Genomic DNA, 24,006 nt, shown 5'->3' with positions numbered 1-24,006 from the left:
GTTCGCTGACTGGGTTGGCCAGCTGGATGGGTGGTGGGTTTGCCGTTAGCGCAGCAGGCGCCCGATGGCACCAGCCGCCTCCTTGACCTTGACGTCGATGGCCTCGGCCCGCAGACCAGGATCAGGTTCAGAGGCAGCCCCGACAACGCAGTGGCCGATGTGTTCTTCCACGAGGCCCAGGCTGACGGCGTGCAGGGCCTTGGTCACGGCCGCGACCTGCGTGAGGATGTCGATGCAGTACTTGTCCTCCTCGACCATCCGGGCGATTCCGCGGACCTGTCCCTCGATCCGCCGGAGCCGGCGCAGGTACGCATCCTTGTCCGCCGTGTAGCCGTGCTGCAGGGGATCAGTTACAGCTTCTTCGCTGGGCGCCGTGGGCGTCCGACCTTCGGAAGTCTCCATACGCTCCAACTTATACCCCTAGGGGGTATCAGTCAAGGAAGATGCGGGACGGTCAGCGAGGGTGCGAAAGCTTGGGAAGCGAAAGGAAACCCGGCGAGATTTCGGGCAACAAAAAGCTCCGGAGCGCGTTATTGGGGGATACGCACTCCGGAGCAGTCTTTGGGCGGCCTCTTTATCGGCCTGCCTGATTAGCTTACTTGCCGGTAGCCAAGTTGGCCACCGGCTCGAATAACTACTTTCGCTTTACTTTCCCCGGGCGCATGAATCAGGTGCCTGGAGTCGGTGCCGAAGCCGCCGTCAGGCTATTCCGGCTGGTCCTGATGCGCTGCCATCCGGAAGGGAACCACCAGTACGGGCCTGCTCTGGTGATGGGTGAGCCAGGCAGCCACGGAACCGTTGAGGAGTTCCGTTATGCGGTGCCCGAAGCCGCGTTCCGGCGTGCCAACAATGATCATCGGGGCATTGACTTCCGAGGCCAGCCTGCCGAGGGCGCGGGCGGGGTCCCCGGCCAGCGTGCGCAAGGTCCAGGCCGGGCCGCCGTCCTGGAGGGCCGACGTGATAACAGACTTCAGTTCTGTGGTCACGGAACGGATATCGTCGTCGTCCCTGTCCGGATGCAGGGAAAGGCGGTGCGCGGAGCGTGCCGGGTCCCACTCGACGAGATAGCTTGCCTCGTCCACATAGGCGCAGAGCAAAGGGGCCGACAGCTTCCGGGCGAGGGTGACTGCGGTCTTAAGGACCTCCGGATGCTGGCCGGGGACCATGCCCACGAGGAGGGGAGGCGGCCCGCTGAAATGCTCTGCATCCATAATCAATTGTGTGCCCGCGGCGTCGGGAAACACCAGAGCCATCCGCGCCTTCGCCCCAGCTCAGCGGCTGTTTTAGACCCTGCGGTGCGGCGGCTGCTCCGTGCGGGCGGCTACAGAATTCTCCTTGAATCCCGGCCGCCGCAAGCCTAGCGTGGAGACGTAGAAAGGCGGCATCCCATGCAGATTTACATGTGGTGGCTTGATCTGGACCTGAAAAGCAAGGAATGGCTTCGTGAGAACCTGCGGGCCGGCGACATTCCGCTGTTCGTGATGCAGGGGATCGCCGAAGCGGGAGGTCCGCACCCGGATACCCCGCAGGCAGTCCTCACCGAAGCCGAGTGGGATTTCATCGAGACGCAGTCTGAGTTCGTGGACTGAGGAGTTCGTGGACTCACCGGTTCGCGCACCCGCGGGCCGGTCAGGCCGCCCGCACCACAGGTAACTCGTCCCAGTGCGTGGTGTAGCGCGGCGAACGCATGTCACGCTTCATGGTCCAGTCAAGGCCGCTCCTCAGGCCTGCGAACCCGAGCCCGATCGTGCCCCTGCCGTACTTCCGGCTGATCTGCTCAAGCAGCGGGCCGATTCCGCGTTCCTCGTGCGGGTTGGTGAAGGGCTCGAGTGGCTGCTGATTGCCGGAAGGCCGCAGGTCCGTGACCATGATGCCGGCACGGGCGTATTTGACGCCGTCCCGGATCGCGGGAAGCAGGGCGTGGGCGGCCCGGGTGAGCAGCACCGGGTCTGCGGTGGCCATGGGCAGGGGAACGCACACCGAGGGGAACGACTTGTCGTTCGGGTTGTAATGGGACGTGCCGGCGAATGCTGTCAGGACCTTGGCCTGAAGGTGGTGCCGGGCGAGCCGGGCACTGGCCTGCTGGGCATACACGCTCAGGACCTGTCGAAATTGGGGGACCGAGGTCAGGGGAGTGGAAAACGAGCGGGAGAAGATCAGCTGGTCCCGCCCCACGCGCTCCTCCTCCAGCGGAATGCAGGGAGTGCCGCGCAGCTCCAGTACGGTGCGCATCAGCACCACCGAAAAGCGGTCGCGCACCATCACCGGGTCCGCCCGGCTCAGCTCCAGGATGGAGCAGATCCCCATGGCGTTCAGCCGCCTTTCCAGCCGGCCCGCCACGCCCCAGACTTCCGAGACCGGCAGCCGGGCCATGAGCAGTTCACGCGCCTCCGGGGGCATCGACTCCCAGCGGCACACCCCTCCCAGCGCGGCGTTGTTCTTGGCCCAGCGGTTGGCGAGTTTGGCGAGCGTCTTGGTGCCGGCGATGCCGACGCACACGGGCACCCCGACGTTGCGCTGGACCGCGGCCTTGATGGCCCGTCCAAGTGCCATCACCTGTTCGGGGCTGCCCTTGATGCCCAGGAAAGCCTCGTCGATACTGTAGACCTCGAGCCAGGCAGAGTAGCGTCCCAGAAGTTCCATGACGCGGGCACTGATGTCGCCGTACAGTTCGTAGTTGCTGGACCGGGCAACGAGGCCCCACTCCTTGGCCCGTGGGGCGATCTTGAACCACGGTTCACCCGTGCTGATTCCCAAAGCTTTGGCCTCCGGACTGCGGGTCACGGCACAGCCGTCGTTGTTGGAGAGCACCACCAGCGGCTTGCCTTCGAGGGAGGGGTCGAAGGCACGCTCCGCGCTGGCGTAGAAGCAATTCACGTCCACTAGCGCAATCTGCTGCCGCGCCTCAGACATGGTGCAGGCACCTCGTGGCTACTCCCCAGATGGTGAGGTCGGCGAGGGCGGGGACGCTGATGTCCGGATACAGGGGGTTGGCCGCCTGGAGCACCACACCGGCCGCGGTGATCTTCAAACGCTTGATGGTGAGCTCGCCATCCAGCACCGCGACCACCACGGATCCGTCCCGCGGTTCCAGTGCACGGTTGACGATCAGTTCGTCGCCGTCGCTGATGCCGGCCTGCTCCATGGAGTCCCCGGACACCCGGACGATGTAGGTGCTGGTGATGTCCTTGATCAGGTGCTCGTTCAGGTCGATGCGCCCGTCAAAGTAGTCCTGGGCAGGCGACGGGAAGCCCGCCGCCACGGCCACCGGCGAGATCAGCACCAGCCGCAAGGAAAGTCCCGCCTCTATCACGCGGGGACCAATAATCACGCCCACAACACACCTTTTTTCGAATATATGTTCGATAATCCAGTGTAGTCCCCGGCGCCGACAGAAAGCAGCCCGGCACGGGCAGCGGTTGTATTCATCACACGTTCGTCGTGCCGTCTCCGCCGCAGCGGGTCGGCGTCGCATACTGGTCTCATGGGGATGCAAGGCGCAGGAGGATCAGTGGTGGAAACCTTGAAGAGGGTGGTGCGGAACGAGTACTTTCCGGCAGCAGCCGTGCTGACGCTGGTGGTGGTCTTCTGGGTTGCGGGCCTGTTTGGCGGACTGTCCCTGCTGAGCCGGAGCCAGCCGCCGATCGCCACGCTCACCTGGCTGCTGTTCGTTTACGCCGCCGCCGTCCTGACGCCGCTGGCCGGAATCCTGGCCGCCGCCGATCTGCTCCGCCGGTGGTGGCGAAACCGTGCCGCGAAAGCCGGCACCGCCAAAGACCGTGCGAGGACTGGGTCCTAGGGCCGTCTCTCGCGACCTGTCCGGGCGAACCCGTGGGGGCCAAAACCATTGCAGCTCCTCCGCCCGAGTGGTTGCATGGGGTGCATGAATGCCTCAGAGAGCTTCGTTTTAGCAATCGGGACCAAAAAGGGCCTCTGGCTGGCCACCAGCCAGGACCGGAAACAGTGGTCCTTTTCCGGCCCGCACTTCCTGATGAGCGAGATACCGAGCATCGGAATCGACACCCGGGACGGCCGCACCCGCATCATGGTGGGGGTGCGGTCCGAGCACTGGGGCCCGTACGTCGCCCACTCGGACGACCTGGGCGCCAACTGGACCGAGCCCGAGCAGGGCGCCATCAAGTTCCCCGAAGGCACCGACGCCGCCGTGGAACGCATCTGGCAGATCTACCCCGATGCGGAATCCCGACCGGGGGTTATCTGGGCTGGCGCCGAGCCTATTTCGGTGTGGAAATCGACCGACGGCGGTGAGCACTTCGAGCTGAACCGCGGTCTCTGGGACCACCCGCACCGCAGTGAGTGGGGTGCCGGTTATGGCGGCGCGGCCGCCCACTCGATCGTGGTCAACCCTGCCGGGGACAACGTGCACGTGGCCATGAGCACCGGAGGCGTGTACCGCTCGCTCGACGGCGGGACGTCCTGGGAGCCGCGGAACAAAGGCATCTCCGCCTACTTCATGCCCGATCCCAACCCGGAATTCGGCCAGTGCGTGCACAAGATAGCGGCGGATGCCGCCGTCGAAGGCCGCCTTTATGCGCAGAACCACCACGGCGTGTACCGCACCGATGACAATGCCGAGAACTGGGAATCGATAGCGGAGGGCTTGCCGGCCGACTTCGGCTTCGTCATGCTGACGCACCCCAGGCGTGCGGGCACAGCCTGGGTTGTCCCGCTGAAGGCCGACGGCGAACGCATCCCGCCGGACGGAAAGCTCGCCGTGCACCGCACCGACGACGCCGGCGTCACGTGGAAGCGCCTGGACTCCGGGCTGCCGCAGTCAGAGTTCAATGCCGTGCTCCGTGACGCGGCCGCCGTGGATTCTGCCGAACCCGCCGGGGTGTACTTCGGAACGCGCGGCGGCGTCGTGTATGCCAGTGCCGACGAAGGCGAAACCTTTGCGGAGGTGGCGTCCCACCTGCCGGATGTGTTGTGCGTCCGCGCTGCTGTTGTGGCCGGGGCACTGGTTACTGAGGCGGCGTCTGCATGAGGATGTGCTGTGGCTGAGATCAGCGTGGTCCTTCCCAGCGTCCTCCAGCCGCTCGCCGGCGGGCAGTCCATACTGACTACACCCGCCGACGGGGCGGTGACTGTGGGGTGGTTGCTGGATTCCGTGACCGGGACTTACCCGGTGCTCGCCAGGCGGCTGCGGGACGAGACGGGTGCGCTCCGCCGCTACGTGAATATTTACGTGAACGGTGAGGAGGTCCGGCGTCTCCGCGGCCTGGAAACGGAGGTTTCTGCCGGCCAGGAAGTGCTGATTATTCAGTCGGTGGCCGGCGGTTAGGTGGTTCAGGCGACGCGCCAAACGCTGCATTCGTCCGTATTGATGGCTTTGCGCATGCCCGTGTGATGATCCATGATCCACACGACGCCGATGCCCGGGGCGGTCTCCTGGACGCTGCCACGGCGGATAATGACGTCGTCGTAGCTGGGGCCTACCGACAGGCGGGCCTCGATCTCGTCGCCGCGGTGCAGCTGGTCCAGGGCACGGACCCGGGTGATATGGGGTTTGGCTTCCTTTAACATGGCGTGGCCTCCTGAGCTGGAGCTGGTGCCTGCAATTGCCGGCACGTCCAGTGTGGCGCGGCATTGTTGCGCACGCGTTTCCTGCCCGTTAGCGCCCGGTTAGTTTCCGGAGCCGACGCGGTTTCCGCGCGTCATCGCAGCTGAGGGCCCCAATGGCGGCCATCGGGCACCCTAGGTCGGGGACCCTACGAGGGTGCCTGCATCCGGTGGCGCATTTCGCCGACGCCGCGCAGATAGGTGACGAGTTCGTCGGCGGGGGCGAGGAAGCGCTGGGGCACGCGGCCGACTCCCACTATCTCCGGAACCTGGAAGACCATGTCCGAGGTGTTGCCCTTCTGGACCTGTTCGCTGTTGATCTCACAGCCCAGTTCGATGCTGTCCGGATCCTCAAATTCGTCGGCGGTGACCAGCAGCGGACCGGGCCGCCCGAACCGGGGGAAGGACTTGGCGAGGCTGTACTGTGGCGCCGGCCCGGTTGACTGCATGGTGCGTTCGGACAGGTCCTGCCCCATGATCCTGGCGACGTGCCTCCACGCCTTGTCCGCCGGGATGTTCGTGGGCGCGTGCGACAAGACGCGTGGCCGGCTAATGCCCTGCGAGGCATCCTACTGGCTGTCGCGGCCCGCAACGCCGTTTCCGCAGCCGGCTGACTGCAGTAAAGGTCTTGAGCTGACGCCAGAACGGAAGACGGTGGTGGCCCGCACGTATGTGATGGTGTAGCCCCGGCAGCCACGGGTGAACGCCCCGTTCGGTAATTGAAAGGTCATAGGATGGGTGCGGACAGCACCGGCCGGCATAAGCCATTGACCGAAGCCATTGACCGCCGATTCTTCTGGAACAAGACTTTCAGTGGGCCAGCAGCCCGCCACCGTCGACCAGGAGGAGCCAGCGATGACCACGCAGGAAACCGAGGCAGAGGCGGCCTACCGGGCCGGCACGGAGTGGTTCAAGAGTGCGGTCGTGTACCAGATCTATCCGCGCAGCTTCGCTGATTCGGACGGCGACGGCATCGGCGACCTCCGGGGGATCATCGGCAAGCTGGACTACCTGCACAAGCTGGGGGTCGACGTCGTCTGGCTGTCCCCGGTGTACCGGTCACCGCAGGATGACAACGGCTACGACATCAGCGACTACCGCGAGATCGACCCCGTGTTCGGCGACCTGGGGACCCTCGACGAACTGCTGGACGGCCTGCACTCGCGGGGCATGAAGCTGGTGATGGACCTCGTGGTCAACCACACCTCGGACGAGCACCCGTGGTTCGTGGAATCCCGCTCCAGCAAGGACAACCCGAAGCGGGACTGGTACTGGTGGCGGCCGCCACGCGAGGGCGCCGAGCCGGGTGCACCAGGTGCCGAGCTCAACAACTGGGGCTCTGCCTTCTCGGGGCCTGCCTGGGAGTATGACGCCGAGACAGGGGAGTACTACCTGCACCTGTTCTCCAGGAAGCAGCCGGACCTCAACTGGGAAAACCCGGAGGTGCGGGCCGCGGTGTACGACATGATGAACTGGTGGCTTGACCGCGGGGTGGACGGCTTCCGGATGGATGTCATCAACTTCATCTCCAAGGAGCAGTCGCTGCCGGACGGTCCGCAGGCCGAAGGGATGCTCTACGGCGACGGCGGCCCGCACTTCATCTGCGGTCCGCGCATCCACGAATTCCTGCAGGAGATGCACCAGGAAGTCTTCGCGGGGCGGGACAAGGACTTGCTGACCGTGGGCGAGATGCCGGGCGTCACCGTCGAGGATGCCGTCCTCTTCACCGATCCCGGCCGGCGGGAGGTGGACATGGTGTTCCAGTTCGAGCACGTGGCACTCGACCAGGAGGGCGGCAACAAGTGGCGGCCCAAGAAGCTGCTGCTCACCGACCTCAAAAAGTCCCTGGGCCGCTGGCAGGAAGGGCTTGCCGGTCGCGGCTGGAACAGCCTCTACTGGGGAAACCACGACCAGGCCCGCGCCGTTTCCCGGTTCGGCGACGACGGCCAGTACCGGGAGCTGTCGGCGAAGATGCTGGCCGCCGTCCTGCACCTGCACCGCGGCACGCCGTACGTCTACCAGGGCGAAGAGCTGGGTATGACCAACATGGCGTTCGGCGCCATCAGCGACTACCGGGACATCGAAGTCCTCAACCACCACCGCGAAGCCACCACGCACCTGGGCCACACCGACGCCGAGGTCCTCGCGGCCCTGGCACGGCTCAACCGGGACAACGCCCGGACTCCCGTGCAGTGGGACGCGAGCCGGCACGGCGGCTTCACCACGGGGGCGCCCTGGATTGCGGTGAACCCCAACGCCAACGCGATCAACGCCGCCGCCCAGGTTGACGACCCCGAGTCCGTCTTCAGCTTCTACCGCAAGGTGATCGCCTTCCGGCACTCGGATCCCGTCGTGGCCTACGGCGATTTCAGCATGCTGCTGCCCGACGACGAACACGTCTACGCGTTCAAGCGCTCCCTCCCGAACGGCGAACCAACCAACAGTGAAGCACCGAACAATCAGGCAGCCGGTGCTGAACTTCTGGTGCTGGCCAACTTTTCGGGGACCGGCCGGACGGCCGACGTAGACGGCGGCACCTGGTCCACCGAGGGCGCCGAGCCAGTGCTCGGCAACTACCCGCCGGACGCCGGGGAAGTGCAGCCGTTCGATCTCCGTCCGTGGGAAGTGAAGGTCTTCCGCCGGAGCCTGTAGCCAGTGCACCTGCCCCTACGGCGCAGGGCTGACCTCAGGGCGCCAGGCGGTCGCCGGGCCGGTGGACGCGGAACCAACGGTAGCCGTACCGGCCCAGCTCAACGGTGAACCCGCCGTCGGCCTCCAACGGAACGTTCCCGCCGTCGAACAAATCCAGCAGCATGGCGTCCCTGAACGCCCGCGGCGGACTGTCCCCGGACCCGACGTTCGCGGTGACCTTGACCGGCGCGTCGCCGAAGTTGTGGAGCAGCACCACCGTGGCCTCCGGCGAGCTGCAGCGGTGCGCAAACACGGCGGGCTCGGGCTGTTCGAGGACGGCAAACTCGCCCCAGCCCAGCTCCGGCGACTCGCGGTACCGCTGGATGAGGGTGGCCATGAAGTTCCAGAGCGACCCGGGGTCCCGTTTGGCGCTGGCCGCATTGACCTTTTCCGGGCCGTACTCCCCGCGGGGCAGCGGGACCACCAGCTCGGACACCTTGGCGCTGGAGAAGCCGCCGTTCTTTTCGTCGTTCCACTGCATGGGCGTGCGGACGGCGGCCCGGCCCTTCTGCCGCAGGTCCTCGCCCATGCCGATCTCCTCGCCGTAGAAGAGCACCGGTGTGCCGGGCAGGGAGAACATCAGCGAGTAGACCATCCGGATCCGGTCGGTGTCGCCGTCCAGCATCGGCGGCAGCCGGCGCCGCAGGCCCCGCCCGTAGAGCTGCATGTTCTTGTCCGGTCCGAACGCGGCGAAGACCTCTTCCCGCTCGCCGTCGCTGAGCTTGTCCAGCGTGAGCTCGTCATGGTTGCGCACGAACATCGCCCAGTGGTTGTCGGGATGCAGCTGCGGACGGGTTTTCAGCGTTTCGGCCAGCGGCCGGGCGTCCTGCCTGGCGAGCGACAGGTAGATGTGCTGCATGGACATGAAGTCGAACTGCATGTTCAGTTCGTTGCCTTCGGCGCCGCCGAAATACTCCAGCTGGTCCTTGTACGGCAGGTTCACCTCGCCCAGCAGAACCGCGCCGCCGTTGCGCCGGTTGACGAAGCTGCGCAGGGCACTGAGGTAGTCATGCGGGTCGATGCTGGCCGCCTCGTCCTTGGGCGCGCCGCGGGTCTCCAGGAAGAACGGGACCGCATCCAGCCGGAATCCGTCCAGCCCGAGCTCCAGCCAGAGGCCCATGGCCTTGGCGATCTCGTTGCGAACCTTGGGGTTGGTGACGTTGAGGTCCGGCTGGTGCTCCATGAACATGTGCAGGTACCACTCGCCGGTGGCATCGTCCTGCGTCCAGAGGGAGGTCTGTTCGCCCGGGAACACCACTTCGGAGGACGTGTCCGGCGGCGGATCGCTTCGCCAGACGTAGTAGTCCCGGTATGGGTTGTCCACGGATTTGCGGGCCTCGACGAACCAGGGGTGCTGGTTGGAGGTGTGGTTTACCACGAAGTCAGCGATCACCCGGATGCCGCGGTCCTTCGCGGTGCGGATGAACTCCACAAAATCGCCCAGCGTGCCCAGCCGGCGGTCGACGTCGAAGAAGTCGGTCACGTCGTAGCCGTCGTCCCGGTCCGGTGACGGATAAAAGGGCATGAGCCAGATGCAGTTCACGCCCAGCGCCGCCAGATAGTCCACGCGCTGGGTCAGGCCGCCGAAGTCACCGGTGCCGTCGCCGTCGTAGTCAAAGAAGGTTTCCACGTCCAGGCAGTAGACGACGGCGGATTTCCACCACAGGTCCGATGTCTCCGCGATGTTCATGCCACGGGCACCTTCCGCAGCTGCGGCAGGACGCTCTGCGCGAAGGCGTCGATGAACGGCGCCTGCTCCTGTCCCACGAAGTGGAGGTACAGCTCGTCGAAGCCGAGGTCCAGATACTCGCCCAGCCACTGCACGTGGCGGTCCAGGCTGGCGGAGACGTTCACCGATTTCCGCACCTGGGTTTCCCCGACGTCGGCGCTGACGCCGTCGAAGTGCGCCGCGGTCGGCAGGTCCCAGGGGATGGGCGGGGTGAAGACGTTTGAACGCCACTGGTCCAAGGCAATGGCGACGGCGTCCTCCTCCCGGGGAGCCCAGGACAGGTGGATCTGCAGCACGGCCTTCCCCTTGCCGCCCCCGGACCGGTACGCAGCAAGCATTTCGGTGAGCTTTTCGGCCGGCTGGTTCACCGTCACCAGGCCATCAGCCCAGCCGGCGGCCCGGCGGGCCGTATCCACGCTGATGGCCGGTGCGATCAGGGGCGGCGGCGGCGAGGGCACATCCCAGATCCGCGCCTGCTCCACGGTGACCAGCCCGTGGTGGGTCACCTCCTCGCCCGCGTGCAGCCGGCGGATGACGTCCACGCACTCCTCCAGCCGGCGCTGCCGCGTCTCCTTCAGCGGCCAGGGGTCGCCCGTGACGTGCTCGTTCATGTTCTCGCCGCTGCCCGGGGCCATCCAGAACCTGCCCGGAAACATGGACGCCAGCGTGGCAGAGGCGTGGGCGATGATCGCAGGGTGGTACCGCTGCCCGGGCGCGGTGACCACGCCGAAGCGCAGGCCGGTGGTGGCCAGGGCAGCCCCGAGCCAGGACCACGCGAAGCCCGAATGCCCCTGCCGCGCCGACCACGGTTCGATGTGGTCCGAGCACATGGCGGCGTCGAAGCCCGCCTCCTCGGCGAGCCGCACGTCCTTCAGGAGCTGGCCGGGGCTGATCTGTTCATGCGATGCGTGAAATCCGATAGCTGCCATCGTTAATGTCTACCGGCGGGCGGGGGGCATGTCGAGGGCGGGGCCGTGTCGCGGTGGGCGGCCGGCGATCGTCACTTGGACCCGCGATCCTCAAACCGACCCGCGATCCTCAAACGGACCAGTCCTGACCCGGGGGGTGGCGTCCGGCAGGGTCCCGGGCAAGAATGGGGCCTATGCAGCTGCCGGTCATGCCCCCTGTCGCCCCCATGCTGGCCAAATCGGTCGGTGCCATCCCCGAAGGCCGCCTGAGCTACGAGCCGAAATGGGACGGATTCCGCTCCATCATCTTCCGCGACGGCGACGACGTGGAGATCGGCAGCCGCAACGAGAAGCCGATGACGCGCTACTTCCCCGAACTTGTGGAGGCACTGAAGTCCAACCTGCCGCCCAAATGCGTGATCGACGGTGAGATCGTTTTGGTGGGGCCGTCCGGGGACCGGCTGGACTTCGACGCCCTGCAGCAGCGGATCCATCCCGCGGCCAGCAGGGTCAAGCTGCTCTCCGAACAGACACCGGCCAGGTTCGTGGCCTTCGATCTGCTGGCCCTCGCCGACGAGGACTTCAGCGGCCGCCCCTTCGCTGAGCGGCGGGCGGCCCTGGAACAGGCTTTCGCCGCCGCCGCCGCCCCGGTCCACCTGACTGCCGCCACACAGGACCCGGAGCTGGCAGGAAAATGGTTCCACCAGTTCGAGGGCGCCGGCCTGGACGGAATCATTGCCAAGCCGCTGGACGGGTCCTACCAGCCGGACAAGCGGGTGATGTTCAAGATCAAGCACGAACGGACCGCCGACTGTGTCCTGGCCGGCTACCGCGTCCACAAGAGCGGCCCCGACACCATCGGGTCGCTGCTGCTGGGCCTGTACAGACCGGACGGCGAACTCGCCAGCGTGGGCGTGGTTGGCGCCTTTCCAATGAAGCGGCGCAAGGAGCTTTTCGAGGAGCTCCAGCCCCTCGTCACCAGCTTCGATGAGCACCCGTGGGCCTGGGCCAAGCAGGAGGAAGGCACCCGGACACCGCGCAACGCGGAGGGCAGCCGGTGGAGCGCGGGCAAGGACCTGTCCTTCACGCCCTTGCGGCCGGAGCGGGTGCTGGAAGTGAAATACGACCACATGGAAGGCGAACGGTTCCGCCACACCGCCCAGTTTGTGCGGTGGCGCCCGGACCGGGACCCCGAGTCCTGCAACTTTGAACAGCTCGAGGAACCGGTGAAGTTTGACCTCGCCGAAGTGCTCGCCACCTGACGGCTGCTTAAACCCCGACGGCGGTCCGCCCCTTCCGAAAAAGGGCGGACCGCCGTCGTAAAGCGGTTGGCTTGGGCAGGCCTACTTGAGGCCGAGCTCCTTGGTGGGAACCTTGTAGGTCTCCTTCGCCGTCAGGGCCGAGATGGCAGCGATGCCGCAGATGACCGCGGTGAAGATGCTGATCTGCACCCAGCCGCCGGGCTTGATGCCGCCCATGGCCGCGACGATGGCCGGAGCGAAACCGGCCATGAGGAAGCCGAGCTGCGTACCGATGGCCAGGCCGGAGAAGCGGACCTTGGTGCTGAACATCTCTGCGTAGAAGGACGGCCAGACGGCATTCGCGGCGGCGTAGCCGCAGGAGAAGAAGGCGATGGCGGCCAGGAACATCAGCGGCACGTTGCCGGACTCGAGGCTCAGCAGGAACAGCGGGGCCAGGGCCGCACTGGACAGGGCGCCGTAAATGTAGACGGGCTTCCGGCCGATCCGGTCGGCCAGCTTTCCGAACAGCGGCTGGGTGCCCAGAGCCACGAGGTTGGCGCCAACCACGAGCCAGAGGGTGGTGGTGCCGTCCACGCCGGCAACGGTCTTGGCGTAGCTGATGGCGAGGGTGCCGAACACGGTGGACACTGCGGCGATGAAGGCGCAGCAGATGACCCGGAGGACATCGCGCCAGTGGGCCTTGAGCAGGTCGGCCACGGGCAGCTTGGCAATCTCGGCTGACTTCTGCGCGGCTTCGAACGCCGGCGGCTCGTGCAGCGTGCGGCGGATGAAGAAGGCAATCAGAACAACCACGGCGCTGAGCCAGAAGGGGATCCGCCAGCCGATGCCGTACTTGATCTCGTCGGGCAGTGCGAGCACCGGAATGAAGACGAGTGCCGCCAGGATCTGGCCGCCCTGCGTGCCGGTCAGCGTCCACGACGTGAAGAAGGAACGCTGGTTGTCCGGTGCGTGCTCCAGGGTCATGGACGATGCGCCGGCCTGTTCACCGGCCGCGGAGAGGCCCTGGCAGAGGCGGGCCAGCACCAGCAGGGCCGGAGCCCACCAGCCAACGGTGTTGAAGTCCGGCAGGCAGCCGATCAGGAACGTGGAGGCGCCCATGAGGACCAGGGTGAACATGAGGACCTTGCGCCGTCCCACCCGGTCGCCGAAGTGTCCCAGGACAACGGCGCCGACGGGCCGCGCGATGTAGGCAAAACCAAACGTCGCAAACGACATGATGGCGGCGTTGGCGTCAGCGTTCGGGAAAAACACGTGCGGGAAGATCAATGCGGCTGCCGAGCCGAAGATAAAAAAGTCGTAGTACTCGACGGCGCTGCCGAGGAAGCTGGCAAGGGCTGCCTTCTTCGGTGTCCCGGCCGGGGCAACAGTGCCCGGCGCGGCGGACGGAATGGTCTGGCTCATGGTGTTCCTTCAGGGGGACGACGTTGTCGCGGGATAAATCAGGTCGCGGCCGCCGTCCGTTTGGGGAGGGGGCGGCTGGAGGTCCTTGGAAGACCCGGACTGAGTAGCCACATGGTGAGAGCTACTTGTGCGATACAGCAATGATGGCTGTGAGGGCAGTCACCTGTCAAGAAACCTGCTCACGATCTAGAAATAGCTCTCACATTGTGGCAACATCGAGTTATGAGTGTGAAGGAAGCCACAGGCGAAGACGCCTCCCCAAGTGCCCCCGTTGAGCCGGATGCCGCCACGGAACCAGATGCCACCGTTGAACCGGACGCCCCTGCTGGGGAAGCAAAGCCCGCCAAGGGGGAATCCCGCACCGATATGGTGGGCAAGGCCCTGGGCCTGCTGGTCCTGCTGGGGGATGAGCCCCGCGGAGCCAGCGCGGCGGAGATTTCCCGGCGCGCTGACCTCCCCTTCAGCACCACCTACCGGCTCCTCGGCTCGCTCACCCGCGACGGGTTCGTGGACTACGAGCCGGACGGCCGCCGCTACCACCTTGGCCTTCGCATTTTCCAGCTGGGCCAGGCGGTCTCCAACCACCACGGCTTCGCCGGCACGGCGCTGCCCATCCTGCGCCGCGTCACCGAGCAAACGGGGGAGGCCACCATCCTCTCCGTCCGCGACGGCATCCACCACCTCACTGTGAACAAGGTGGACGGGCCGCAGACATTCCGCGTGACCAGTGACCCCGGGTTTCTCGGCGCGCTCCACACCACCTCCGTCGGCAAGGCGCTCGTCGCATTCGCGGAGGATGAGGACCGCGAACGGCTGCTCGAGGAGCTTCCGCTGGAGCCGCTGACCGCCCTGTCCATCACCGACCGGGACGCCTTCCGCGCCGAGATCGAGAAGGTGCGGCGGCAGGGGTATGCGGTCATGGATGAGGAAAACGAGCTGGGCATGCGCGCCGTGGCGGTGCCGGTCTTCAACTCCCAGGGCACGGCCTTTGCGTCCCTGGCCACCGCCGTTCCGGTGTTCCGGCTCAGCATGGAGGCGCTGGTGGCGCTGGTTCCGCTGCTGCAGGCGGCCGCCGTTGAGCTTTCCGCCCGGCTGCCCCAGCGGTAACCCGCACCGGAAAACGCTGCGGCTACAATCTCCCTTGTTCGTATCTAGAACAAGAGTGCATCATATGAACTTTTCCTGTACTGTTATCCGTATCACCCGGCCAGCGCGGGGCGCAGCAGGCGCCCCAAGCGGTCGAGTGCCGTTGTCAAAGGAGCCGCACGCATGAGCAATCGAACCGAGTCCTACCTCATAGGACTTGTCGGGGATGGCGTGATGCCATCGCTCTCGCCCCACATGCACGAGCGCGAAGGCGACGTCCAGGGCGTCCGCTACCTGTACCGGCCCATCGACCTGCACGAGCTCGGCCTGCCGGCCACCGCCGTCGGCGACCTGCTGCAAAGCGCCCACCGGATGGGCTTCAACGGGCTGAACATCACGCACCCGTGCAAGCAGCTGGTCCTCGAGCACCTCCACGAGATCGCCCCGGACGCCGAACGCCTGGGTGCCGTCAACACCGTGGTGATCCAGGACGGCCGGTTCATCGGCCACAACACAGACTTCTCCGGCTTCGCCGCCGCCCTCGCCTCCGGGCTTCCGGACGCCAAGCTGGACCGGGTGGTGCAGCTGGGAGCGGGCGGCGCCGGATCCGCCGTCGCCTACGCCCTGCTCACGGCCGGCGTGCAGACGCTGGAGCTTGTGGACATGGATCCGGCGCGCAGTGCCGAACGCGCCGCCGAACTGGCCGGCTTCTTCCCGGACCGTACCGTCTCCGCTCGCACGACGGCGGAGTTGCCGCAGCTGATGCCCGCCGCGGACGGGCTGGTGCACTGCACGCCCGTGGGCATGGCCGCCCACCCCGGCACACCGCTGGACATGGCCCTCGTGGAGCCCCGGCACTGGGTGGCGGACATCGTCTACCGCCCCATCGAAACCGAACTCGTCCGCGAAGCACGGGCCAAAGGCTGCCGGGTGCTCGACGGCGGACGCATGGCAGTGGGCCAGGCCGCCGACGCCTTCCGGATCTTCACCGGACTCGAGCCCGACGCCGAACGGATGCGCGCCCACTTCCTGGAGCTCATTGCCGCCGAAGAGGTGGCCGTCTGATGCGCACCGGGATCGCCACCGTGTGCCTCTCCGGCACGCTGAAGGAAAAGATGCAGGCCTGCGCCATCGCGGGCTTCGACGGCATCGAGATTTTCGAGCAGGATCTGGTCACCTCGTCGCTGAGCCCCGAGGACGTCCGCAAGATGGCCGCGGACCTGGGCCTCACGCTGGACCTCTACCAGCCGTTCCGCGACTTCGACAGCGTGGCCGAGGACCTGCTGGCAGCCAACCTGCGCCGGGCGGCGGCCAAGTTCCGGCTCATGTCCCGGCTGGGCATGAACACCATCCTGGTCTGCACCAACGTCGCCACCGCCACGATCGACGACGACGACCTCCGCGCCGAGCAGCTCGCCGCCCTGGCGGACCTGGCGGGTGAGCACGGCGTTAAGGTTGCCTACGAGGCCCTCGCCTGGGGCAAGTACGTCAACGACTACGAGCACGCCCACCGCCTCGTGGAGAAGGTGGACCACCCCAGCCTCGGCACCTGCCTGGACTCCTTCCACATCCTGTCCCGGGACTGGGACACCGCGCCCATCGAGGACATCAACGCCGACAAGATCTTCTTCGTGCAGGTGGCCGACGCCCCCAAGCTCTCCATGGACGTGCTCTCCTGGAGCCGGCACTACCGCGTCTTCCCGGGCGAGGGCCAGTTCGAGCTTGCGAAGTTCATGGGCCACGTGGTGCGCGCCGGCTACACTGGGCCGGTGTCCCTGGAGGTCTTCAACGACGTCTTCCGCCAGTCCGACGTCGAACGCACCGCCGTCGACGCCATGCGCTCCCTGATCTGGCTGGAGGAGCAGAGCGCCAAGTGGCTGGACGCCAACGCGCCGGCCTCCTCCGTCGGTGCCGGCGGCACTGTTGCTGGTGGTCCTCCGGCCGCCGCCCGCCGCCGCTATCCCATGGAACTGGCAACGCTCCCGCAGGTGGCAGAGCCTGCCGGCTTCAACTTCGCCGAGGTCAAGGCCGCGGACACCGGAGTGCTGGAAACCGTCCTCGGCCAGCTCGGCTTCGAGTTCAACGGCCGCCACCGCACCAAGGACGTCCAGCTCTGGACCATGGGCCACGCCCGGGTGATCATCAACGAACAGGCCCCCGAAGCTGCCGAACCCGCCATCGCAGCCCTGGGGTTCGACGTCGACTCCCCGGTGATTGCCTCAGCCCGCGCCCAGCAGCTCAAGGCCCCCGTGGTTCCCCGGAAGAGCCAGGCCAACGAGGAAGTGTTCCAGGGCTTCGCCGCCCCGGACTCCACCGAGATCTTCCTGTGCCAGGGCAGCCCGGACGGCACCGCCGCCTGGACGCGTGAATTCGGCGAGGGGCTCGAGGTGCCCTCCGGCGCCCGGAGCGCGGTGATCGACCACGTGAACCTGGCCCAGCCGTGGCAGCACTTCGACGAGGCTGTCCTCTTCTACACGAGCGCCCTGGCGCTGGAGCCGCTGCCGTACGCCGAGGTGGCCAGCCCCAGCGGGCTGGTCCGGTCGCAGGTCATGCAGACCTCGGACCGGGACGTGCGCCTGGTCCTGAACCTGGCCCCGGTCATCCAGCAGGACGGCGCGGACCCGGGGGCGGCCCCGCGGAAGACCTACCAGGAGCACATCGCCTTCGCGGTGGATGACCTGGTGGCCACCGCCCGCGCCGCCCGCGACCGTGGGCTGGCCTTCCTGCAGATCCCGGAAAACTACTACGAGGACCTGGACGCCCGCTTCGACCTCGACCCCGGTTTCCTGGCCACGCTCCGGGACCTCAACCTGCTGTACGACCGCGACGCCGACGGCGAATTCCTGCACTTCTACACCGCCACGGTGGGCAGCGTGTTCTTCGAAATGGTGGAACGCCGCGGCAACTACGACGGCTACGGGGCGCCCAACGCACCGGTGCGCCACGCCGTCCAGTACGACCATCTGCACGACCTGACCCAAACCAACCACTGATTCCAACCACAGATTGAAAGGAGGCTGCTGTGCCTGAAGACGTGAATCTCGCAACGTACAACGCCGACGCGCTGACCGAGGACCTGTCGGACGCAGTACCCGCAACCCCGGCGGCTGTCCCCGCTGAAGCACCCCGTGTGGAAACCCAGCAGGATCTCGACGCGGAGATCAAGGCCATCGGAGATGCCTACGCCCGCGCGCTCAAGGACGGTGCGGCGCCGGAAACCCAGCCGCGCCTGGACTTCCCGCCCTACCGCAGCAGCCTCCTGCGCCACCCCACCAAGAGCCTGCACCACGCGGACCCGGAAACCATCGAGCTGTACTCCCCGGCGTTCGGGCACCAGGACGTACACGAGCTGGAATCGGACCTGACCATCCAGCACAACGGCGAACCGCTGGGTGAGCGGATCATCGTCCAGGGCAAGGTCCTCGACGGCGACGGCCGCCCGGTAGCCGGCCAGCTGGTGGAGATCTGGCAGGCCAACTCCTCCGGCCGCTACATCCACAAGCGCGACCAGCACCCGGCACCGCTGGACCCCAATTTCACCGGCGTGGGGCGCTGCATCACCGGACCCGACGGCTCCTACCGCTTCGTCACTATCAAGCCGGGCGCCTACCCGTGGAAGAACCACCTCAACGCCTGGCGTCCCGCGCACATCCACTTCTCGCTGTTCGGCCAGGCATTCACGCAGCGGATCGTCACCCAGATGTACTTCCCGGGCGACCAGCTCTTCCCGCTGGACCCGATCTACCAGTCGATCGTGGACCAGGATGCCCGCGACCGCCTCGTGGCCGCCTACGACCACAGCCTCACCCAGCCAGAATGGGCGCTGGGCTACAACTGGGACATCATCCTGACGGGTTCCAAGCGGACCTGGACCGAGAACGAGGCGCTTGGCGCGGAAGGCGACGACCATGAGTAACTCCACCAAGCTGGTTCCCACCCCCGGCCAGACCGTAGGCCCGTTCTACGGCTACGCCCTGCCCTACAACAAGGACCGCGAGCTGCTGGCCCCCGGATCGCCGGGCTCCATCCGCCTCCAGGGCACCGTCTACGACGGCGCCGGGCACCCGATTCCGGATGCCATCCTCGAAATCTGGCAGCCGGACTCCGAGGGCAACATTGTCCACCGGACCGGCTCCCTGGTCCGGGACGGCTACACCTTCACCGGATTCGGCCGCAGCGCCGTCGGCAACACCGGCGTCTACACCTTCACCACGGTGAACCCCGGACCCACCGAACCCGGCGCAGCAGCCTTCATCTCCGTCGCGGTCTTTGCCCGCGGCCTGATGAACCGCCTCTTCACCCGCGTGTACCTGCCGGAGAACGCCGAAGCACTGGAGAAGGACCCGCTGCTGTCCTCGCTGGACCCCGAGCGCCGCAAGACGCTGATCGCACGCCGCGACGCCGACGGCGGCCTCACCTGGGACATCCGCCTGCAGGGCGAGGACGAAACCGTCTTCCTCGACTTCGAGGGAACCGGCACCGGGGGCGCCGCAAAGTGACCGGCTTCCAGGCAGCGTGCACCGGCGGGCTTTACGGCGACGCTGCGCTCCACGGCGACACTGCGCTTCGCCGCGACGCCGGGTTAGGCGACGTCGGCCTGCTGAGCCCTGTGTCGGCGTCGCCCCTCGTGGCGGCACTGACCGGCGACCGGGCCGTCCTCGCTGCGATTCTCGCCGTGGAGGCCGGCTGGGCAGCTGTGCTGGAGCAGCATGACCTCGCTCCCGCCGGCTCCGCTGCCGTGGTGGCCCACGCCGCCGACGCCTCCCGGTACGATGTTGCCGATATTGCCAGGCGGGCGCAGGGCGGCGGAAACCCGGTGATCCCGCTGCTGGGCGACCTCCGGAGCCAGGCCAAGGCGCTGGACGCCGCCGGCGTCGGTGCCGCGAAGGCAGTGCACACCTCGCTGACCAGCCAGGACGTGCTGGACACGGCCCTGATGCTGGTGGCCCGCAACACTGTTGCGGCGCTGCTCGCCGATGTGAAAGGCACGACGGCGGTGCTCGCCCGCCTGGCGGAACAGCACGCGGACACGCTGTGCGTCGGCAGGAGCCTGACCCAGCATTCACTGCCGTTCACCTTCGGGCTTCGGGCGGCGCAGTGGTTCCACGGGCTGGCAGCCGCGGCACGCCGGCTTGAAGCGCTGAAGCTGCCGGTGCAGTTCGGCGGCGCGGCCGGCACGCTGGCCGCTGGCACTGTTCTCACTTCAAAAGCCGGGCTGACTTCAAAAGCCGGGCCGAGTTCCGGCCCGGCCACGGACCCCTTCGCACTGTCTGACGCGCTGGCAGCCCAGCTGGGGCTCGCCGCCGCGCCTGCACCGTGGCACACCAACCGGCTGGCCGTGACCTCGCTGGGCGACGCCGTGGCCTCCGTGGTGGACGCGCTCGGCAAGATCGCAGCGGATGTCCTGTTCCTGAGCCGTCCCGAGGTGGCCGAGGTGGCGGAACCGCGCGCCCCCGGCCGCGGAGTGTCCTCGGCGATGCCGCAGAAGCAGAACCCCGTGCTGTCTGTGCTGGTCCGCAGCGCGGCCCTGCAGGCGCCCGGCCTGGCTGCGCAGCTGCACCTTGCCGCGGCCACCTTCAACGACGAACGCCCTGACGGTGCGTGGCACACTGAATGGCCGGCCCTGCGCCAGCTGCTCGCCCTTGCCCTCGGCGCCGCCGGGCACGTGCGGGAACTCGTGGAGGGGCTGCAGGTCTTCCCCGACGGCATGCGGCGGAACCTGGACCTGTCCGGCCCGCTGCTGCTCAGCGAGGGCGTCTCCGCCGCGGTGGCGCCGCTGCTTTCCACCGATGGAGCCGGCGGCGGCACCGACGGAGCCGGCCTGGACGGGAAGCAGCAGCTGCAGGCCGTCGTCGATAAGACGCTCCAGGCACCGCAGGCCGAACAGGCCGCCACCTACCGCCGGCTGCTGCGCGAGGCCGTCCCCGCGGACAGGCTCTCCGACGCGCAGCTGGAGAAGCTGCTCGACCCCGCCAGCTACCTGGGGCAGGCAGCCGAGATCTCGCGGCGGATCCTGGCGGCTTTCCCGGATTTTGCGCTTACTTCAACCGAACCAGACGGAAACGGAGATTCCCGTGGCTAAACCAGCAGTGAAGGCCGTGCTGCTTTCCCCCCAGCGCGCGCTGGGGGACAAACCGCTCCTGATCGTCGGGCCGTCGCTCGGCACCTCCTCGGTGCTGTGGGCCCAGGTCGGCTCGCTCCTGGGCAACGAGTTCGACGTCGTCGCCTGGGACCTGCCCGGACACGGTGTCTCTGCCCCCGCCGCCGAAACGTTCAGCGTCGCGGATCTAGCGGACGCCGTCGTCGAACTCGTTGACTCGATCGCCCCCGGCGAGAAGTTCCACTACGCCGGAGTATCCCTGGGCGGGGCCACGGGCCTGCAGCTGGGCATCAAGCACGGCGACCGGCTCAAGAGCCTCTCCGTGCAGTGCTCCGGTGCCAAGCTGGGCACCCCGGAAGGCTGGCTGGAACGCGCCGAGACGGTCCGTACCCAGGGCACCCCGGTGATGATCCAAGGCTCGGCCGAACGCTGGTTCGCGCCGGGGTTCATGGACCGCGAACCGGAATACAGCAGCCGGCTCCTGCACTCCCTGCGCGACGCCGACCGGTTCAGCTACGCATTCTGCTGCGAGGCGCTGGCCGGCTTCGACGTGCGCGACCAGCTCGGCAGCATCACCGTCCCGACGCAGGTGGTGGCGGGCGCCCTGGACGGGGTGGCCCCGCCGTCGTTCGCCGAAGAGGTGGCCGCAGGCATCACCGCCGGCGGCGGCACAGCGTCCGCAGCCACGCTCGAGGGCGTGGCGCACCTGGCGCCCGCCGAGGCGCCGGCCCACGTGGCCGAGCTGATGCGGAGCCTCATGTCCTGGACCGAAACCCGCGGAGGAAGCAAATGAGCGGCGCCGAAGCTACCGGTACCCAAGCGGCCGGCACCCAGACTGTCGACCCCCGGCGCAACGGTGTGGTCCAGCCGGACGCCACCAGCCAGGAGATTTACGACGGCGGCATGGTGGTCCGGCGCGAAGTGCTCGGCGACGCGCACGTGGACCGGGCCAACGCCAAGAAGGACGCCTTCACCGAGGACTTCCAGGACATGATCACCCGCATCGCGTGGGGCGGCATCTGGACCCGCCCGGGCCTGCCGCGCCAGATGCGCTCCGCCGTCACCATCACCGCCATGGTGGCCCACGGGCACTGGGAAGAGCTGGCTATGCACGTCCGTGCAGCCATCACCAACGGACTGAGCAGGGACGAGATCAAGGAGATCCTGCTGCAGACCGCCATCTACTGCGGGGTCCCCTCCGCCAACACCGCCTTCAAGACAGCCCAGCAGGTGTTCCATGAAATGGACAACACCGACATGGACAGCGCCGGGCCCGACACCACCCCCATCCCACCCAAGTAGGTAGCAGGTTGGGCGTTCTGAGACCCCAGAACGCCCTGAAATGCTACCCGGTTGGGTCCAGACAATTCGAGGAATTCATGAACCAGGCTTTTGTTTACGACGCCGTACGTACGCCGTTCGGGAAGTTCGGCTCCGGCCTCGCCGCGGTCCGCCCGGATGACCTTGCCGCGCATGTGATCCGCGAGTCCGTGAAGCGCACCCCGCAGCTTGACGTTGAGCGGATCGATGAGGTGGTGTTCGGCAACGCGAACGGTGCCGGCGAGGAGAACCGGAACATCGCGCGGATGGGCACGCTGCTGGCGGGCCTGCCGGTCTCGATTCCGGGCACCACGGTCAACCGTTTGTGTGGTTCGTCGCTTGACGCGGCGATCATCGCGTCCCGGCAGATCAATGCCGGCGACGCCGACCTGGTGCTGGTGGGCGGTGCCGAGTCGATGTCCCGTGCGCCGTGGGTGCTGCCCAAGACGGAGAAGCCCTATCCGGCCGGGGACATGACCCTGGCGTCCACCACGCTGGGTTGGCGCCTGGTGAACAAGGCAATGCCGAAGGAATGGACCATCTCCCTGGGCGAGGCCACCGAACGTCTGCGCGAGAAGTACGGCGTGACCAGGGCGCAGCAGGACGAGTTCGCCGCGAACTCGCACAACCTGTCGGCTGCGGCGTGGGATGAGGGTTTTTACGACAACCTCGTTGCCCCGGTGCCGGGGACGGATCTGGTCCGCGACGAGGGCATCCGCGCGGGTTCGTCTGCGGAAAAGTTGGCCGGGCTGAAGACGGTGTTCCGGACCGAGAACGGCACGGTGACCGCGGGCAACGCATCGCCGCTGAATGACGGGGCCTCCGCGGCCTGGGTGGGCAGCGAGGCTGCCGCCGGGCTGCTCGGGCTGGACCCGCTGGCGCGGATCGCCGGGCGCGGCGCGCACGCCAACGACCCCCAGTACTTCGGCTACGCCCCGGTGGAGGCGGCGAACAAGGCCCTCGCGAAGGCGGGCATCGGCTGGGACCAGGTGGGCGCCGTCGAACTTAACGAAGCCTTCGCCGCGCAGTCCCTGGCCTGCATCAACGCCTGGGGCATCGACCCCGCGATCGTGAACCGTCACGGCGGTGCGATCGCCATGGGCCACCCGCTCGGCGCGTCCGGTACCCGGATCCTGGGCACCCTGGCCCGGTCCCTGCAGGCCTCCGGGCAGCGTTGGGGTGTCGCGGCGATCTGCATCGGCGTGGGCCAGGGCCTGGCCGTCGTGCTCGAAAACGTGACTGCTTCTACAGGAAAGGCATAGGCGATGCTGAATTTCGTTGACACGGCCGGCGAGGCCGTCGCGGCCGTCAAGGACGGCTCCACCGTGATGATCGGCGGGTTCGGCAACGCCGGCCAGCCCTTCGAACTGATCGACGCGCTGCTGGACAGCGGCGCCACCGACCTGACGGTGGTGAACAACAACGCCGGTCAGGGCGACCAGGGCCTGGCGCTGCTCATCAAGGAAGGCCGGGTACGGAAGATGATCTGCTCGTTCCCGCGGCAGTCCGACTCCTGGCACTTCGACACCAAATACAAGGCCGGGCAGATCGAACTGGAGCTGGTGCCGCAGGGCAACCTGGCCGAACGCATCCGCGCCGCCGGCGCCGGCATCGGCGGCTTCTTCACGCCCACCGGGTACGGCACCATGCTGGCCGAGGGCAAGGAAACCCGCATCATCGACGGCCGCGGCCAGGTGTTCGAGACCCCCATCCACGCCGACGTCGCGCTGATCAAGGCGCTCAAGGCCGACGGCGTGGGAAACCTGGTCTACCGCAAGACCGCCCGGAACTTCGGCCCGATCATGGCCGCCGCGGCAAGGCACACGGTGGTCCAGGTGTCCGAGATCGTGCCCACCGGCGCGCTGGACCCGGAGAACATCGTGACCCCCGGCATTTACGTCAACAGCATCGTCCGTATTGATTCCCGCG

25 protein-coding genes are annotated in these 24,006 nt (G+C 67.3%); 16 read left to right on the top strand and 9 right to left on the bottom strand.

Annotated features, from left to right (window positions below; genetic code table 11):
- Positions 1 to 45: 45 nt before the first annotated feature.
- Together AC5RWD_RS02655 and AC5RWD_RS02650 are read right to left on the bottom strand one after the other, a co-directional pair.
- Positions 46 to 402, bottom strand: a complete 357-nt coding sequence (locus AC5RWD_RS02655) for a metal-sensitive transcriptional regulator (RefSeq protein ID WP_494018565.1) — start codon at positions 400 to 402, stop codon at positions 46 to 48.
- Between the two features lie 302 nt (positions 403 to 704).
- Positions 705 to 1,211 carry a universal stress protein gene (locus tag AC5RWD_RS02650; protein WP_494018564.1) on the bottom strand — a complete coding sequence of 169 codons (507 nt, stop codon included), beginning with the start codon at positions 1,209 to 1,211 and terminating at the stop codon, positions 705 to 707.
- A gap of 177 nt (positions 1,212 to 1,388) precedes the next feature.
- Here AC5RWD_RS02650 and AC5RWD_RS02645 point away from each other — a divergent pair, with 177 nt between their 5' ends.
- Positions 1,389 to 1,589 carry a hypothetical protein gene (locus AC5RWD_RS02645; protein WP_494018563.1) on the top strand — a complete coding sequence of 67 codons (201 nt, stop codon included), beginning with the start codon at positions 1,389 to 1,391 and terminating at the stop codon, positions 1,587 to 1,589.
- Between the two features lie 40 nt (positions 1,590 to 1,629).
- Here the strand turns inward: AC5RWD_RS02645 and AC5RWD_RS02640 are convergent, their stop codons facing one another.
- Both AC5RWD_RS02640 and AC5RWD_RS02635 read right to left on the bottom strand, forming a co-directional pair.
- Positions 1,630 to 2,913 (bottom strand): Y-family DNA polymerase, encoded by a 1,284-nt coding sequence (locus AC5RWD_RS02640; RefSeq protein ID WP_494018562.1) that lies wholly within the window; start codon positions 2,911 to 2,913, stop codon positions 1,630 to 1,632.
- A complete protein-coding gene (locus AC5RWD_RS02635; protein ID WP_494018561.1) occupies positions 2,906 to 3,337 on the bottom strand; it encodes a LexA family protein in 432 nt (143 codons plus the stop codon). Before AC5RWD_RS02635 ends, AC5RWD_RS02640 begins: the two co-directional genes overlap by 8 nt.
- Positions 3,338 to 3,514: 177 nt before the next feature.
- Between AC5RWD_RS02635 and AC5RWD_RS02630 the strand changes: the two genes are divergently transcribed.
- The 3 genes from AC5RWD_RS02630 to AC5RWD_RS02620 all read left to right on the top strand — a co-directional run bounded on the left by AC5RWD_RS02630 (position 3,515) and on the right by AC5RWD_RS02620 (position 5,302).
- Positions 3,515 to 3,799 (top strand): hypothetical protein, encoded by a 285-nt coding sequence (locus tag AC5RWD_RS02630; protein ID WP_494018560.1) that lies wholly within the window; start codon positions 3,515 to 3,517, stop codon positions 3,797 to 3,799.
- Positions 3,800 to 3,874: 75 nt separating this feature from the next.
- A complete protein-coding gene (locus tag AC5RWD_RS02625) occupies positions 3,875 to 5,005 on the top strand; it encodes a WD40/YVTN/BNR-like repeat-containing protein (protein ID WP_494018559.1) in 1,131 nt (376 codons plus the stop codon).
- 9 nt (positions 5,006 to 5,014) lie between these two features.
- Entirely contained in the window at positions 5,015 to 5,302 is a 288-nt protein-coding gene (locus AC5RWD_RS02620) for a MoaD/ThiS family protein (RefSeq protein ID WP_387102536.1), read from the top strand.
- A 5-nt stretch (positions 5,303 to 5,307) separates the two neighbouring features.
- On the opposite strand, the gene AC5RWD_RS02615 is transcribed toward AC5RWD_RS02620, so the two are convergent.
- Together AC5RWD_RS02615 and AC5RWD_RS02610 are read right to left on the bottom strand one after the other, a co-directional pair.
- Positions 5,308 to 5,544, bottom strand: coding sequence for a hypothetical protein (locus AC5RWD_RS02615; protein WP_306920070.1), 237 nt, complete (start codon positions 5,542 to 5,544; stop codon positions 5,308 to 5,310).
- Between the two features lie 185 nt (positions 5,545 to 5,729).
- Entirely contained in the window at positions 5,730 to 6,116 is a 387-nt protein-coding gene (locus AC5RWD_RS02610; protein ID WP_494018558.1) for a fumarylacetoacetate hydrolase family protein, read from the bottom strand.
- Between the two features lie 319 nt (positions 6,117 to 6,435).
- Between AC5RWD_RS02610 and AC5RWD_RS02605 the strand changes: the two genes are divergently transcribed.
- Positions 6,436 to 8,232: a glycoside hydrolase family 13 protein gene (locus tag AC5RWD_RS02605; protein WP_494018557.1), complete on the top strand. Its 1,797-nt coding sequence runs from the start codon at positions 6,436 to 6,438 to the stop codon at positions 8,230 to 8,232.
- 34 nt (positions 8,233 to 8,266) lie between these two features.
- Here AC5RWD_RS02605 and AC5RWD_RS02600 read toward each other — a convergent pair whose 3' ends face one another.
- Positions 8,267 to 9,961, bottom strand: coding sequence for an alpha-amylase family protein (locus AC5RWD_RS02600; RefSeq protein ID WP_494018556.1), 1,695 nt, complete (start codon positions 9,959 to 9,961; stop codon positions 8,267 to 8,269).
- Positions 9,958 to 10,929, bottom strand: a complete 972-nt coding sequence (locus tag AC5RWD_RS02595) for a TIGR03885 family FMN-dependent LLM class oxidoreductase (protein WP_494018555.1) — start codon at positions 10,927 to 10,929, stop codon at positions 9,958 to 9,960. Before AC5RWD_RS02595 ends, AC5RWD_RS02600 begins: the two co-directional genes overlap by 4 nt.
- Before the next feature lie 173 nt (positions 10,930 to 11,102).
- On the opposite strand from AC5RWD_RS02595, the gene AC5RWD_RS02590 reads away from it, so the two are divergent.
- Entirely contained in the window at positions 11,103 to 12,170 is a 1,068-nt protein-coding gene (locus AC5RWD_RS02590) for an ATP-dependent DNA ligase (protein WP_494018554.1), read from the top strand.
- 81 nt (positions 12,171 to 12,251) lie between these two features.
- Here the strand turns inward: AC5RWD_RS02590 and AC5RWD_RS02585 are convergent, their stop codons facing one another.
- Entirely contained in the window at positions 12,252 to 13,571 is a 1,320-nt protein-coding gene (locus AC5RWD_RS02585) for an MFS transporter (RefSeq protein WP_494018553.1), read from the bottom strand.
- 222 nt (positions 13,572 to 13,793) lie between these two features.
- On the opposite strand from AC5RWD_RS02585, the gene AC5RWD_RS02580 reads away from it, so the two are divergent.
- The 10 genes from AC5RWD_RS02580 to AC5RWD_RS02535 form a co-directional block, all read left to right on the top strand.
- Positions 13,794 to 14,678 (top strand): IclR family transcriptional regulator, encoded by an 885-nt coding sequence (locus tag AC5RWD_RS02580; RefSeq protein WP_494018552.1) that lies wholly within the window; start codon positions 13,794 to 13,796, stop codon positions 14,676 to 14,678.
- A gap of 162 nt (positions 14,679 to 14,840) precedes the next feature.
- A complete protein-coding gene (locus AC5RWD_RS02575; RefSeq protein WP_494018551.1) occupies positions 14,841 to 15,722 on the top strand; it encodes a shikimate dehydrogenase in 882 nt (293 codons plus the stop codon).
- Positions 15,722 to 17,650, top strand: a complete 1,929-nt coding sequence (locus AC5RWD_RS02570; protein WP_494018550.1) for a bifunctional sugar phosphate isomerase/epimerase/4-hydroxyphenylpyruvate dioxygenase family protein — start codon at positions 15,722 to 15,724, stop codon at positions 17,648 to 17,650. The genes AC5RWD_RS02575 and AC5RWD_RS02570 overlap by 1 nt, the downstream gene beginning before the upstream one ends.
- Before the next feature lie 29 nt (positions 17,651 to 17,679).
- The gene (gene pcaH, locus AC5RWD_RS02565; protein ID WP_494018549.1) at positions 17,680 to 18,573 is read left to right on the top strand and encodes a protocatechuate 3,4-dioxygenase subunit beta; all 894 of its coding nucleotides are present in this window, start codon (positions 17,680 to 17,682) and stop codon (positions 18,571 to 18,573) included.
- Positions 18,566 to 19,156, top strand: a complete 591-nt coding sequence (gene pcaG, locus AC5RWD_RS02560; protein ID WP_494018548.1) for a protocatechuate 3,4-dioxygenase subunit alpha — start codon at positions 18,566 to 18,568, stop codon at positions 19,154 to 19,156. Before pcaH ends, pcaG begins: the two co-directional genes overlap by 8 nt.
- 98 nt (positions 19,157 to 19,254) lie before the next feature.
- Positions 19,255 to 20,739, top strand: coding sequence for a lyase family protein (locus AC5RWD_RS02555; protein WP_494018726.1), 1,485 nt, complete (start codon positions 19,255 to 19,257; stop codon positions 20,737 to 20,739).
- Positions 20,732 to 21,550, top strand: a complete 819-nt coding sequence (locus AC5RWD_RS02550) for an alpha/beta fold hydrolase (protein WP_494018547.1) — start codon at positions 20,732 to 20,734, stop codon at positions 21,548 to 21,550. Before AC5RWD_RS02555 ends, AC5RWD_RS02550 begins: the two co-directional genes overlap by 8 nt.
- A complete protein-coding gene (pcaC, locus tag AC5RWD_RS02545) occupies positions 21,547 to 22,059 on the top strand; it encodes a 4-carboxymuconolactone decarboxylase (RefSeq protein WP_494018546.1) in 513 nt (170 codons plus the stop codon). The genes AC5RWD_RS02550 and pcaC overlap by 4 nt, the downstream gene beginning before the upstream one ends.
- A gap of 77 nt (positions 22,060 to 22,136) precedes the next feature.
- Positions 22,137 to 23,339: a thiolase family protein gene (locus AC5RWD_RS02540; RefSeq protein WP_494018545.1), complete on the top strand. Its 1,203-nt coding sequence runs from the start codon at positions 22,137 to 22,139 to the stop codon at positions 23,337 to 23,339.
- 3 nt (positions 23,340 to 23,342) lie between these two features.
- On the top strand, positions 23,343 to 24,006 hold a 664-nt coding region (locus AC5RWD_RS02535; protein WP_494018544.1), incomplete at its 3' end, for a 3-oxoacid CoA-transferase subunit A.

The sequence above is a fragment of the Arthrobacter sp. CMU6 genome, from assembly GCF_059090205.1.
The sequence above is the reverse complement of the archived record's forward strand: the minus strand, read 5'-3'. Positions and strand labels throughout refer to the sequence as shown.